Origin of the sequence: Kosakonia oryzae (genome assembly GCF_001658025.2) — a bacterium.
Classification (GTDB): domain Bacteria; phylum Pseudomonadota; class Gammaproteobacteria; order Enterobacterales; family Enterobacteriaceae; genus Kosakonia; species Kosakonia oryzae.
The window spans coordinates 3,269,813-3,282,328 of record NZ_CP014007.2 but is presented as its reverse complement, the minus strand read 5'-3'; the positions used below and the strand labels follow the sequence as shown (position 1 = coordinate 3,282,328).

At 54.2% G+C, this 12,516-nt stretch carries 14 protein-coding genes; all 14 read left to right on the top strand.

Translation table 11 applies throughout. The features are described 5' to 3' along the window. Positions 1 to 113: 113 nt before the first annotated feature. The 14 genes from yceD to ptsG all read left to right on the top strand — a co-directional run bounded on the left by yceD (position 114) and on the right by ptsG (position 12,489). On the top strand, positions 114 to 635 hold the full coding sequence (gene yceD / locus AWR26_RS15720) for a 23S rRNA accumulation protein YceD (RefSeq protein ID WP_007374493.1): 522 nt from the start codon (positions 114 to 116) through the stop codon (positions 633 to 635). 16 nt (positions 636 to 651) lie between these two features. Continuing rightward, positions 652 to 825 carry a 50S ribosomal protein L32 gene (gene rpmF / locus AWR26_RS15715; protein WP_007374494.1) on the top strand — a complete coding sequence of 58 codons (174 nt, stop codon included), beginning with the start codon at positions 652 to 654 and terminating at the stop codon, positions 823 to 825. A gap of 80 nt (positions 826 to 905) precedes the next feature. Continuing rightward, positions 906 to 1,994, top strand: a complete 1,089-nt coding sequence (gene plsX, locus AWR26_RS15710) for a phosphate acyltransferase PlsX (RefSeq protein ID WP_064567221.1) — start codon at positions 906 to 908, stop codon at positions 1,992 to 1,994. A 6-nt stretch (positions 1,995 to 2,000) separates the two neighbouring features. Then, on the top strand, positions 2,001 to 2,954 hold the full coding sequence (locus AWR26_RS15705; protein ID WP_064567219.1) for a beta-ketoacyl-ACP synthase III: 954 nt from the start codon (positions 2,001 to 2,003) through the stop codon (positions 2,952 to 2,954). 16 nt (positions 2,955 to 2,970) lie between these two features. Further along, positions 2,971 to 3,900, top strand: a complete 930-nt coding sequence (gene fabD, locus AWR26_RS15700) for an ACP S-malonyltransferase (RefSeq protein ID WP_064567217.1) — start codon at positions 2,971 to 2,973, stop codon at positions 3,898 to 3,900. Positions 3,901 to 3,912: 12 nt separating this feature from the next. After that, positions 3,913 to 4,647 carry a 3-oxoacyl-ACP reductase FabG gene (fabG, locus tag AWR26_RS15695; protein ID WP_035886189.1) on the top strand — a complete coding sequence of 245 codons (735 nt, stop codon included), beginning with the start codon at positions 3,913 to 3,915 and terminating at the stop codon, positions 4,645 to 4,647. Positions 4,648 to 4,801: 154 nt separating this feature from the next. Further along, a complete protein-coding gene (acpP, locus tag AWR26_RS15690) occupies positions 4,802 to 5,038 on the top strand; it encodes an acyl carrier protein (protein ID WP_000103754.1) in 237 nt (78 codons plus the stop codon). 90 nt (positions 5,039 to 5,128) lie between these two features. Then, positions 5,129 to 6,370 (top strand): beta-ketoacyl-ACP synthase II, encoded by a 1,242-nt coding sequence (gene fabF / locus AWR26_RS15685; protein ID WP_035886414.1) that lies wholly within the window; start codon positions 5,129 to 5,131, stop codon positions 6,368 to 6,370. Between the two features lie 114 nt (positions 6,371 to 6,484). Continuing rightward, on the top strand, positions 6,485 to 7,300 hold the full coding sequence (gene pabC, locus AWR26_RS15680) for an aminodeoxychorismate lyase (protein WP_064567215.1): 816 nt from the start codon (positions 6,485 to 6,487) through the stop codon (positions 7,298 to 7,300). Next, positions 7,297 to 8,319 (top strand): cell division protein YceG, encoded by a 1,023-nt coding sequence (yceG, locus tag AWR26_RS15675; RefSeq protein WP_064567213.1) that lies wholly within the window; start codon positions 7,297 to 7,299, stop codon positions 8,317 to 8,319. Before pabC ends, yceG begins: the two co-directional genes overlap by 4 nt. Continuing rightward, positions 8,309 to 8,950 (top strand): dTMP kinase, encoded by a 642-nt coding sequence (gene tmk / locus AWR26_RS15670; RefSeq protein ID WP_064567211.1) that lies wholly within the window; start codon positions 8,309 to 8,311, stop codon positions 8,948 to 8,950. The genes yceG and tmk overlap by 11 nt, the downstream gene beginning before the upstream one ends. Next, positions 8,947 to 9,951 carry a DNA polymerase III subunit delta' gene (gene holB, locus AWR26_RS15665; RefSeq protein ID WP_064567209.1) on the top strand — a complete coding sequence of 335 codons (1,005 nt, stop codon included), beginning with the start codon at positions 8,947 to 8,949 and terminating at the stop codon, positions 9,949 to 9,951. The genes tmk and holB overlap by 4 nt, the downstream gene beginning before the upstream one ends. Positions 9,952 to 9,961: 10 nt before the next feature. Beyond that, complete coding sequence (locus AWR26_RS15660; RefSeq protein ID WP_043953873.1) at positions 9,962 to 10,756, top strand: metal-dependent hydrolase; 795 nt, start codon at positions 9,962 to 9,964, stop codon at positions 10,754 to 10,756. 299 nt (positions 10,757 to 11,055) lie between these two features. Next, entirely contained in the window at positions 11,056 to 12,489 is a 1,434-nt protein-coding gene (gene ptsG, locus AWR26_RS15655; RefSeq protein WP_064567208.1) for a PTS glucose transporter subunit IIBC, read from the top strand. The last annotated feature ends 27 nt before the right edge of the window (positions 12,490 to 12,516 follow it).

Sequence of the window (12,516 nt, the reverse complement as noted above, 5' to 3'; positions counted from 1 at the left end):
TGAGAGGCATTTTAAACTGTAGGCCGCAATGTGTGCGAATTATTGGCAAAAGGCAACCGTAGGCTGCCTTTTTCTTTGACTATATGACGTTACAAAGTTAATATGCGCGCCCTATGCAAAAGGTAAAATTACCCCTGACTCTTGATCCGGTTCGTACGGCTCAGAAACGCCTCGATTACGAGGGTATCTATACCCCCGAACAGGCGGAGCGCGTCGCCGAATCTGTAGTCAGCGTAGACAGTGATGTGGAGTGCTCCATGTCGTTCGCTATCGATAACCAGCGTCTGGCGGTCCTGACCGGCGATGCGAAGGTAACGGTATCGCTCGAATGCCAGCGCTGCGGGAAACCGTTCACCCATCAGGTCTACACAACGTATTGTTTTAGTCCTGTGCGTTCAGACGAACAGGCTGAAGCACTGCCGGAAGCGTATGAGCCGATTGAGGTTAACGAATTCGGCGAAATCGATCTGCTGGCGCTGGTTGAGGATGAAATCATTCTCTCCTTGCCTGTAGTTCCGGTGCATGATTCTGAACACTGTGAAGTGTCCGAGGCGGACATGGTCTTTGGCGAATTGCCTGATGAAGCGCAAAAACCAAACCCATTTGCCGTATTAGCCAGCTTAAAGCGTAAGTAATTGAGGAGTAAGGTCCATGGCCGTACAACAGAATAAACCAACCCGTTCCAAACGTGGCATGCGTCGTTCCCATGACGCGCTGACCGCAGTCACCAGCCTGTCTGTAGACAAAACTTCTGGTGAAACCCACCTGCGTCACCACATCACCGCCGACGGTTTCTACCGCGGTCGCAAGGTTATCACTAAGTAATCACGCGCAAGCGTGATTAAGCTTAGTGAGGATTTCCCCGCGAAAGCGGGGATAGACCGAACCAGGCTGCGAACGATACCTTGACACGTCTAACCCTGGCGTTAGATGTCATGGGGGGCGATTTCGGCCCGTCCGTGACAGTGCCTGCAGCTTTGCAGGCACTGAACTCTAATTCACAACTCAACCTTCTTTTAGTCGGCGATCCCGACGCTATCACGCCATTACTTGCCAAAGCTGATTTCGAGCAACGCTCACGCTTGCTTATCATTCCTGCACAGTCAGTTATTGCCAGTGATGCCCGGCCCGCACAAGCGATCCGCACCAGTCGCGGTAGCTCAATGCGTATGGCGCTGGAGTTGGTGAAAGAAGGGCGTGCCCAGGCTTGCGTCAGCGCAGGCAATACCGGCGCGTTGATGGGGCTGGCGAAAATGTTGCTCAAACCGATTGAGGGGATTGAGCGTCCGGCGCTGGTGACCGTTCTGCCACATCAGCAGAAGGGGAAAACTGTCGTGCTGGATCTCGGCGCAAACGTGGATTGTGACAGTAGAATGCTGGCGCAGTTTGCGGTAATGGGGTCGGTGATGGCCGAAGAGATCCTGGGGATAGCTAACCCGCGCGTCGCGCTGTTGAACATTGGAGAAGAAGAAACCAAAGGTCATGACAATATCCGTGATGCAGCGGCTCTGTTACGATCGGTTCCCTCAATGAACTACATTGGTTATCTGGAGGCGAATGAACTTCTGACTGGAAAAACGGATGTGTTAGTTTGTGACGGTTTTACGGGAAACGTCACATTAAAAACCATGGAGGGGGTTGTCAGGATGTTTCTTTCGCTGCTGAAATCACAGAGCGAAGGGCAAAAAAGGTCGTGGTGGCTGATTTTATTAAAACGTTGGTTACAAAAAAGCCTGAGCAGGCGATTCAGTCACCTCAACCCCGACCAGTATAATGGCGCCTGTCTGTTAGGATTGCGCGGCACTGTGATTAAAAGTCACGGAGCAGCGAATCAGCGAGCCTTTACCGTCGCGATCGAACAGGCAGTGCAGGCGGTGCAGCGGCAGGTTCCACAGCGAATTGCCGCTCGCCTGGAATCTGTGTATGCGCTTTCGGCATCATCCGCACAGGACGATGATAACCGGAATGTGTGTATATTACCCAAGAGTGACTGAGCGTACATGTATACGAAGATTATTGGTACCGGCAGTTATCTGCCTGAGCAGGTTCGAACAAACGCCGATTTAGAAACAATGGTGGAAACCTCTGACGAGTGGATTGTCAGCCGTACAGGGATCCGTGAGCGCCGTATTGCTTCGGCAAACGAAACTGTCTCAACCATGGGCTATGAAGCCGCTAAACGCGCGCTGGAAATGGCCGGCATCGATAACGATCAAATTGGCCTGATTATTGTGGCGACGACCTCTGCAACGCACGCTTTTCCGAGCGCGGCGTGCCAGATCCAGAATATGCTGGAAATCAAAGGTTGTCCTGCTTTCGACGTTGCCGCAGCATGTGCAGGATTTACCTACGCGCTGAGCATCGCCGATCAATATGTAAAATCCGGCGCGGTAAAACATGCGCTGGTGATTGGATCTGATGTGCTGGCGCGTACATTGGATCCAAACGATCGCGGTACAATTATTCTGTTCGGCGATGGTGCCGGTGCGGTGGTATTGGGCGCTTCGGAAGAGCCGGGCATTATCTCAACTCACATGCACGCTGACGGTAGCTACGGCGAGCTGCTGACGCTGCCGAACCTCGATCGCGTGAATCCGGAAAACCCGACCTATTTAACGATGGCGGGCAACGAAGTATTTAAAGTCGCGGTGACGGAACTGGCGCGAATTGTTGATGAAACATTAGCCGCTAATAATCTTGAGCGAAGCTCGCTGGACTGGCTGGTGCCGCATCAGGCTAACCTGCGTATCATCAGCGCCACGGCGAAAAAGCTTGGTATGGCGATGGATAACGTTGTGGTTACGCTGGATCGTCATGGCAACACCTCTGCGGCTTCTGTTCCCAGCGCACTGGATGAGGCGGTACGCGATGGGCGTATCAAACCTGGCCAGCTAATTCTGCTTGAAGCGTTCGGCGGCGGGTTTACCTGGGGTTCCGCGCTGGTTCGTTTCTAAGTATAAGGATAAGAAGATGACGCAATTTGCTTTTGTTTTTCCGGGGCAGGGTTCCCAGACCGTCGGTATGCTGGCGGATATGGCGGCAGCTTACCCGGTCATTGAAGAAACGTTTGCCGAAGCCTCTGCGGCTCTGGGTTATGATCTCTGGGCGCTGGTGCAGCAAGGCCCGGTAGAAGAGCTTAATAAAACATGGCAGACCCAGCCTGCACTCCTGAGCGCATCTGTCGCGCTGTGGCGCGTTTGGCAGCAGCAGGGTGGCAAAACGCCAGTGCTGATGGCTGGGCATAGCCTTGGCGAATATTCCGCACTGGTATGCGCCGGTGTTATCGCTTTTGCCGATGCTGTACGTCTGGTTGAGCTGCGCGGTAAATTCATGCAGGAAGCCGTACCTGAAGGTACTGGTGCGATGTCAGCTATCATCGGTCTTGATGATGAATCTATCGCAAAAGCGTGTGAAACTGCGGCGGAAGGCCAGATTGTTTCGCCGGTGAACTATAATTCCCCGGGGCAGGTGGTTATCGCGGGCCATAAAGAGGCTGTTGAACGTGCAGGCGCAGCCTGTAAAGCCGCTGGTGCTAAACGTGCACTGCCGCTGCCTGTCAGCGTGCCGTCTCACTGCGCACTGATGAAGCCGGCTGCCGAAAAACTGGCCGTTGAACTGAACGCTATTACCTTTAATGCTCCGCAGATCCCGGTTATTAACAATGTGGATGTGAAGTGCGAAACGTCGCCGGAAGCCATTCGCAGCGCACTGGTGCGCCAGTTGTACAGCCCGGTGCAGTGGACGAAAAGCGTTGAGTTTATGGCATCGCAGGGCGTTGAGCACCTGTATGAGGTCGGCCCCGGTAAGGTTCTCACCGGCCTGACAAAACGTATTGTTGACACGCTGACGGCATCGGCTATCAATGAGCCGGCTGCGATGTCAGAAGCACTCGCGCAATAAAAGAGGAACACCATGAGTTTTGAAGGAAAAGTCGCGCTGGTTACCGGTGCAAGCCGCGGAATTGGTCGTGCCATTGCTGAGACGTTAGCCGCTCGCGGCGCAAAAGTTATTGGTACCGCGACAAGCGAAAATGGCGCGCAGGCTATCAGTGATTATTTAGGTGCGAAGGGTAAAGGTTTACTGCTGAACGTGACCGATGCCGCATCTATTGAATCGGTTCTGGAGAACATTCGCGCTGAGTTTGGCGAGGTTGATATTCTGGTCAATAATGCCGGGATCACTCGTGATAACTTGCTGATGCGCATGAAAGATGATGAGTGGAGCGATATTCTCGACACTAACCTTTCATCTGTTTTCCGTCTGTCAAAAGCGGTAATGCGGGCTATGATGAAAAAGCGTCATGGGCGTATTATCACTATCGGTTCTGTGGTTGGTACCATGGGAAATGCTGGTCAGGCCAACTACGCTGCGGCGAAAGCGGGTCTTATCGGTTTCAGTAAATCGCTGGCGCGTGAAGTTGCGTCCCGCGGTATTACGGTGAACGTTGTTGCTCCGGGCTTTATTGAAACGGACATGACGCGTGCGCTCTCTGACGATCAGCGTGCGGGTATTCTGGCGCAAGTTCCTGCGGGTCGCCTCGGCGGCGCTCAGGAAATCGCCAATGCGGTTGCATTTTTAGCCTCTGACGAGGCGGGTTACATCACTGGTGAAACTCTGCACGTCAACGGTGGAATGTATATGGTCTAACCACGATTAAAATCATTTGCGTTATGAGGGCGAAAGGCCTCAAAATAGCGTAAAATCGTGGTAAGATCTGCCGGGATTTAGTTGCAAATTTTTCAACATTTTATACACTACGAAAACCATCGCGAAAGCGAGTTTTGATAGGAAATTTAAGAGTATGAGCACTATCGAAGAACGCGTTAAGAAAATTATCGGCGAACAGCTGGGCGTTAAGCAGGAAGAAGTTACCAACAATGCTTCCTTCGTTGAGGACCTGGGCGCTGATTCTCTTGACACCGTTGAGCTGGTAATGGCTCTGGAAGAAGAGTTTGATACTGAGATTCCGGACGAAGAAGCTGAGAAAATCACCACCGTTCAGGCTGCCATTGATTACATCAACGGTCACCAGGCGTAAGTGAACATCTCCAGGCGGTCACTCGACCGCCTGAGTTTTATCTAGTGTTATCCCTCGAATCTCTTTTTTATCCCTCCCTGGAGGACGAACGTGTCTAAGCGTCGTGTAGTTGTGACCGGACTTGGCATGTTGTCTCCTGTCGGCAATACCGTAGAGTCTACCTGGAAAGCTCTCCTTGCCGGTCAGAGTGGCATCAGCCTAATCGACCATTTCGATACTAGCGCCTATGCAACCAAATTTGCTGGCTTAGTAAAGGATTTTAACTGTGAAGACATTATCTCGCGCAAAGAACAGCGCAAGATGGATGATTTCATTCAATATGGAATTGTGGCTGGCGTTCAGGCCATGCACGACTCCGGCCTGGTTATCACGGAAGAAAATGCTTCCCGTGTTGGTGCCGCGATAGGTTCTGGTATCGGCGGTCTGGGTCTGATTGAAGAGAACCACAGCTCCCTCGTTAAGGGCGGTCCGCGTAAAATCAGTCCGTTCTTCGTACCGTCTACGATTGTTAACATGGTGGCAGGTCACCTGACTATCATGTTTGGCCTGCAAGGCCCAAGCATCTCCATTGCAACGGCCTGTACTTCAGGCGTGCATAACATCGGCCATGCTGCGCGTATTATTGCTTATGGCGATGCCGATGCGATGCTGGCTGGTGGTGCAGAAAAAGCCAGTACTCCGCTGGGCGTAGGTGGCTTTGGTGCAGCGCGTGCGCTGTCTACCCGCAACGATAATCCGCAGGCTGCAAGCCGTCCGTGGGATAAAGAGCGTGACGGTTTTGTCCTCGGCGACGGCGCTGGCATCATCATGCTGGAAGAGTATGAGCATGCGAAAAAACGCGGTGCGAAAATCTATGCTGAAATCGTCGGCTTCGGTATGAGCAGCGATGCTTATCATATGACGTCACCGCCGGAAAACGGCGCTGGTGCGGCCAAAGCAATGGTGAATGCGCTGCGTGATGCGGGCATTGAACCAGGCCAGATTGGCTACGTCAACGCACACGGTACCTCTACCCCCGCAGGCGATATTGCTGAAGCTCAGGCGGTGAAAGCGGTGTTTGGCGATGCCGCGCGTAGCGTCATGGTGAGCTCAACCAAATCCATGACCGGGCATCTGTTGGGCGCGGCCGGTGCAGTAGAGTCCATCTACTCCATTCTTGCGCTGCGCGATCAAGCCGTACCGCCAACCATCAACCTGGATAACCCGGATGAAGGTTGCGATCTGGACTTCGTACCGCACGAAGCGCGCCAGGTCAGCGGTATGGAGTATACCCTGTGTAACTCCTTCGGTTTTGGTGGCACCAACGGCTCGCTGATCTTCAAAAAAGTCTGATCACCTTCGCTGTTTGAAAGGCCCGCTTGTCGGGCCTTTTCTATTCAGCTTTCTCCGCTTGTTCTCTGCTTTCCATCCTGCCAAACTGTCCGGCTACATGCTTAAGGAGCCTCTATGTTCTTGATTAATGGCACAGAGCAACGACAGCTTGCGGCCAGTGACCGGGCCATACAGTTTGGCGACGGCTGCTTTACTACCGCGCGTATCCTCGCCGGGCAAATCCAGTTTGCACCCGCGCATATACAACGCTTGCGTCTGGCATGTGAACGGCTATGTATTCCCTTTAATGACTGGGATTTGCTGGCGCAGGAGATGGCATCGTTGGCACAAGGAAAAGCTGACGGCGTGGTTAAAGTGATCCTCAGTCGCGGTGGCGGAGGTCGCGGCTACAGCGCGGCGGGCTGCGATTCACCGACGCGTATTCTTTCTGTTTCAGCCCGGCCCGCTCACTACGCGCGCTGGCAGCGGGAAGGCGTTACGCTGGCGCTCAGCGATGTATGCCTCGGGCGTAATCCAATGCTCGCGGGTATCAAACATCTTAATCGTCTGGAACAGGTGTTAATCCGCGCCGGGCTGGAGCAGACCGGTGCTGATGAAGCGCTGGTGCTGGACAGCGACGGTTGGATCACCGAATGCTGCGCGGCCAATATTTTCTGGCGGCAAGGGCAGGAGGTTTTCACGCCGCGCCTCGACTATGCCGGAGTGGATGGCATCATGCGACAATATTGTATGCGACAGCTCGCATCTTCCGGTTTTCGCGTTGTCGAAGTGAATGCCCGCCAGCAAGCGCTGGCGCAGGCCGAGGAAGTGGTTATTTGTAATGCGTTGATGCCGGTCGTCCCCGTTCGCCAATGGGGAGAACTGCGCTGGTCAGCGCGTGATTTGTACCAATTTTTAGCCCCACTGTGTGAGCAGATAAATCAGTCATGAAGAAAATGTTACGCGTTGTTCTCCTGCTGCTGGCGGTATTAGTGATTGCGGCAGGAGCCGGAGTCTGGAAGGTTCGTCAACTGGCGGATTCCACGATCCTTACGAAAGGTGAAACCATTTTTACTCTGCCAGCCGGAACCGGCCGGGTGGCGCTGGGTGAATTGCTGTACCAGGAAAAAGTCATCAATCGCCCGCGTGTTTTCCAGTGGTTATTACGCCTTGAGCCGGATTTGTCGCACTTCAAAGCGGGAACTTACCGTTTTACGGCGGGCATGACCGTGCGCGAAATGCTGCAATTACTGGCCAGCGGCAAAGAGGCGCAATTCCCGCTACGTCTGGTGGAGGGAATGCGCCTGAGCGACTATCTGAAGCAGTTACGTGATGCGCCATACCTGAAGCACACGCTGAAAGATGATGATTATGCGACTGTCGCGCAGGCGCTGAAACTGGAGCACCCAAACTGGGTGGAAGGCTGGTTCTGGCCGGATACCTGGATGTATACCGCAAACACGACGGATGTCGCGCTGCTCAAGCGCGCGCATCAGAAAATGGCGCGAGCCGTTGAACAGGTCTGGGAAGGTCGCATGGACGGCCTACCGTACAAGGATCAGAACCAGTTAGTGACCATGGCGTCCATCATCGAGAAAGAGACGGCTGTGGCAGGCGAACGCGATCAGGTTGCCTCGGTCTTTATTAACCGCTTACGTGTCGGGATGCGCCTGCAAACCGATCCGACGGTGATCTACGGGATGGGCGCGCGTTATAATGGTAAGCTGTCGCGCGCCGATCTGGAGGCGCCGACGGATTACAACACCTATGTGATTAGCGGCTTGCCGCCAGGACCGATTGCTACGCCAGGTGAAGCCTCACTGAAAGCGGCAGCGCACCCGGCGAAGACGCCATACCTCTATTTTGTGGCCGACGGGAAGGGCGGACACACATTTAATACCAACCTCGCCAGCCATAACCGGTCAGTGCAGGACTATCTGAAAGTGCTTAAGGAAAAAAATGAGCAGTAAATACATCGTTATTGAAGGGCTGGAAGGCGCCGGTAAAACGACAGCACGCGATGTCGTCGTCGAAACGCTAAAAGAACTGGGCGTCGGCGAGATGATATTTACGCGCGAGCCGGGCGGTACGCTGCTGGCGGAGAAGCTGCGCAGTCTGGTGCTGGATATCCGTTCCGTTGGTGACGAAGTGATTTCTGATAAAGCCGAAGTCCTGATGTTTTATGCTGCTCGCGTTCAACTGGTGGAAACGGTGATCAAACCGGCGTTGGCGCGCGGTTGCTGGGTCATTGGCGATCGGCACGATCTCTCCACTCAGGCCTATCAGGGCGGCGGCCGTGGTATCGATCAGGGCATGCTGGCAACGTTGCGCGATGCCGTACTGGGCGATTTTCGCCCGGATTTAACCCTGTATCTCGATGTCACCCCTGAAGTTGGCCTGAAACGCGCCCGCGCGCGCGGTGAGCTGGATCGTATTGAGCAGGAGTCGCTGGATTTCTTCAATCGCACCCGCGCGCGTTACCTTGAGCTGGCTGCGCAGGATGCCTCTATTCGCACGGTGGATGCCACGCAACCGCTGGATGATGTTGTGCGCGCTATCCGTCAGACAGTTACCGCATGGGTGCAGGAGCAGGGCGCATGAAATGGTATCCGTGGCTGCGACCGGACTTTGAACAACTGGTCGCCAGTTATCAAAGCGGACGCGGGCACCACGCGTTACTTGTTCACGCGCTGCCAGGCATGGGGGAAGACGCGCTGATCTATGCGCTCAGCCGTTTTCTGCTGTGTCAAACGCCGGAAGGGCACAAAAGCTGCGGCCACTGTCGTGGCTGTCAGTTGATGCAGGCCGGAACTCACCCGGATTACTACCTGCTGGTGCCGGAAAAAGGCAAAACCACGTTGGGCATTGATGCGGTGCGTGAAGTGAGTGAAAAACTCTACGAGCATGCACGCCTTGGCGGAGCGAAAGTGGTCTGGATTCAGGATGCCGCACTATTAACTGATGCTGCCGCCAATGCATTACTGAAAACGCTGGAAGAGCCACCGGCTCAGACGTGGTTCTTCCTTGCCTGTCGGGAACCCGCGCGGTTACTGGCGACGCTGCGCAGCCGCTGCCGCTTGCATCACCTTGCGCCACCGGCGGAAAATTATGCCTGCGCATGGCTGAGCCGAGAAGTGACAATGTCACAAGAAGCTATTCTCAGCGCGCTGCGTCTGTGCGCCGGCTCGCCAGGCGCGGCTGAAGCGTTGTTGCAGGAAGACCACTGGGCGCAGCGCCAGACACTCTGTCAGGCGGTTGAAAACGCGCTGAACAGTGGTGACTGGTTCGCCATGCTGGCGACGCTTAACCACGATCGGGTGGCGGAGCGTTTGCAATGGATGTGTGCGCTGTTCCTCGATGCGCTGAAAGCGCAGCAGGGGGCGACACTACTGACCAATGTTGATGTGCCAGTGCTGATACACAGCCTTGCCCGTCAGTTACGTAGTGAGACATTGCATGCTCTGCTGCATGCCGTATTTACTTGCCGTGAGCAGTTGCTGAATGTCGTGGGAGTGAACCGCGAGCTGCTGCTTACCGATCTTTTGTTAACACTGGAACGGTACCTGCAACCAGGCGCCACGCTTCCGGTATCCCATCTTTAAGAGAGACATTATGTTTTTAGTCGACTCACACTGCCATCTTGATGGTCTGGATTACGCGTCTTTGCACAAAGATGTTGATGACGTATTAGCAAAAGCCGCCGCGCGCGATGTGAAGTTTTGCCTGGCCGTCGCCACCACGCTGCCCGGCTATCGCAGCATGCGCGAGCTGGTGGGCGAACGCAGTAATGTGGTGTTCTCCTGCGGCGTTCATCCGCTGAATCAGGACGAAGAGTATGACGTGGCGGCGCTGCGTCAGTTAGCGGCGGAAGAGGGCGTAGTGGCAATGGGTGAGACCGGGCTGGACTACTTCTATACGCCGGAAACCAAAGCGCGTCAGCAGATCTCGTTTCGCAACCATATCCGCATCGGACGTGAACTGAATAAACCGGTTATTGTGCATACACGCGATGCCCGCGCCGACACGCTGGCGATTTTGCAGGAAGAGCAGGTTCAGGATTGCGGCGGTGTACTACACTGCTTTACTGAGGATCGTGAAACGGCAGGCAAGCTGCTGGATATGGGGTTTTATATCTCTTTCTCCGGCATTGTTACTTTCCGTAATGCGGAACAACTACGCGATGCAGCACGCTATGTGCCGCTGGATCGGTTGCTGGTCGAGACCGATTCTCCGTATCTCGCGCCCGTACCGCACCGGGGTAAAGAGAACCAGCCTGCAATGACACGCGATGTGGCAGAGTATATGGCGGTTCTGAAAGGAGTTTCCATTGAGGAGCTCGCCCTGCAGACCACGCAAAACTTTGCCCGGTTGTTCCATATCGATCCCACCAGATTGCAATCTGCCTGAAATGTCAGCTTATTTTAGTACTCGTAATTAATAAACGATCAGAGTAAAGTTCACCGCCATAAAAAAGGCGGTGATGGTCGTTTTTCATACGCCAGTCAGCGCCTTTTGTAAATCTGTGTGAGTTTTAATTCGACCGCTAGCTGAAACGTGATAGCCGTCAAACAAAGCTGAAACGATTTATTTTACTCTGTGTAATAAATAAAGGGCGCTTAGATGCCCTTCCCAAGGCGCGGTTCTCCCCCCGTGCCAACGCGTGAAAGCGCAACAAAAAGCACTAATACTCAGGAGCACTCTCAATTATGTTTAAGAACGCATTTGCTAACCTGCAGAAGGTCGGTAAATCGCTGATGCTGCCAGTATCCGTACTGCCTATCGCAGGTATCCTGCTGGGCGTCGGTTCTGCAAACTTCAGCTGGCTGCCAGAAGTGGTTTCTCATGTTATGGCCGAAGCGGGCGGTTCCGTTTTTGCCAACATGCCGCTGATTTTCGCTATCGGTGTTGCGCTTGGCTTCACCAATAACGATGGCGTTTCTGCTCTGGCTTCGGTTGTTGCCTACGGCATCATGGTGAAAACCATGGCTGTGGTTGCACCTCTGGTTCTGCATTTACCTGCTGAAGAGATCGTTGCAAAACACCTGGCGGATACCGGTGTGCTCGGCGGGATCATCTCCGGTGCGATTGCCGCATACATGTTTAACCGCTTCTACCGTATCAAGCTGCCTGAGTATCTGGGCTTCTTCGCGGGTAAACGCTTTGTACCGATTATTTCTGGCCTTGCAGCGATTATCACCGGTGTGATCCTCTCCTTCATTTGGCCGCCGATTGGTTCCGCGATCCAGACATTCTCTCAATGGGCTGCTTACCAGAACCCGGTTGTTGCATTCGGTATCTACGGCTTCATTGAACGCTGCCTGGTACCGTTCGGTCTGCACCACATCTGGAACGTACCTTTCCAGATGCAGATTGGTGAATTCACCAACGCTGCAGGCCAGGTATTCCACGGTGATATTCCGCGTTACATGGCAGGCGACCCGACTGCGGGCAAACTGTCTGGCGGCTTCCTGTTCAAAATGTACGGTCTGCCGGCTGCCGCTATCGCTATCTGGCACTCTGCTAAACCGGAAAACCGCGCGAAAGTGGGCGGTATCATGATCTCCGCAGCGCTGACCTCGTTCCTGACCGGTATCACCGAGCCGATCGAGTTCTCCTTCATGTTCGTTGCGCCGATCCTGTACGTTATCCACGCTATTCTGGCAGGTCTGGCCTTCCCGATCTGTATCCTGCTGGGTATGCGTGACGGTACGTCGTTCTCTCACGGTCTGATCGACTTCATCGTACTGAGCGGCAACAGCAGCAAACTGTGGCTGTTCCCGGTCGTCGGTGCTTGCTATGCCGTGGTTTACTACACCGTGTTCCGCGTGCTGATCAAAGCGCTTGATCTGAAAACGCCGGGCCGTGAAGACGCAACCGAAGACACCAAAGCAGGTGCAAGCAGTGAGATGGCCCCGGCTCTGGTTGCAGCGTTTGGCGGTAAAGAAAACATCACCAACCTGGATGCGTGCATCACGCGTCTGCGTGTCAGCGTAGCTGACGTAGCGAAAGTGGATCAGGCTGGCCTGAAGAAACTGGGCGCTGCAGGTGTGGTCGTCGCTGGTTCCGGCGTTCAGGCAATTTTCGGTACGAAATCCGATAACCTGAAAACCGAAATGGATGACTATATCCGCGCTAACTAAGCCGTAGTCTGGGGAGACTGAGGGAGC

Coding starts and splice junctions, on each gene's coding strand:
- yceD (WP_007374493.1), top strand. CDS start 114: ATGCAAAAGGTAAAATTACCCCTGACTCTTGATCCGGTTCGTACGGCT.
- rpmF (WP_007374494.1), top strand. CDS start 652: ATGGCCGTACAACAGAATAAACCAACCCGTTCCAAACGTGGCATGCGT.
- AWR26_RS15705 (WP_064567219.1), top strand. CDS start 2,001: ATGTATACGAAGATTATTGGTACCGGCAGTTATCTGCCTGAGCAGGTT.
- fabD (WP_064567217.1), top strand. CDS start 2,971: ATGACGCAATTTGCTTTTGTTTTTCCGGGGCAGGGTTCCCAGACCGTC.
- fabG (WP_035886189.1), top strand. CDS start 3,913: ATGAGTTTTGAAGGAAAAGTCGCGCTGGTTACCGGTGCAAGCCGCGGA.
- acpP (WP_000103754.1), top strand. CDS start 4,802: ATGAGCACTATCGAAGAACGCGTTAAGAAAATTATCGGCGAACAGCTG.
- pabC (WP_064567215.1), top strand. CDS start 6,485: ATGTTCTTGATTAATGGCACAGAGCAACGACAGCTTGCGGCCAGTGAC.
- yceG (WP_064567213.1), top strand. CDS start 7,297: ATGAAGAAAATGTTACGCGTTGTTCTCCTGCTGCTGGCGGTATTAGTG.
- tmk (WP_064567211.1), top strand. CDS start 8,309: ATGAGCAGTAAATACATCGTTATTGAAGGGCTGGAAGGCGCCGGTAAA.
- holB (WP_064567209.1), top strand. CDS start 8,947: ATGAAATGGTATCCGTGGCTGCGACCGGACTTTGAACAACTGGTCGCC.
- AWR26_RS15660 (WP_043953873.1), top strand. CDS start 9,962: ATGTTTTTAGTCGACTCACACTGCCATCTTGATGGTCTGGATTACGCG.
- ptsG (WP_064567208.1), top strand. CDS start 11,056: ATGTTTAAGAACGCATTTGCTAACCTGCAGAAGGTCGGTAAATCGCTG.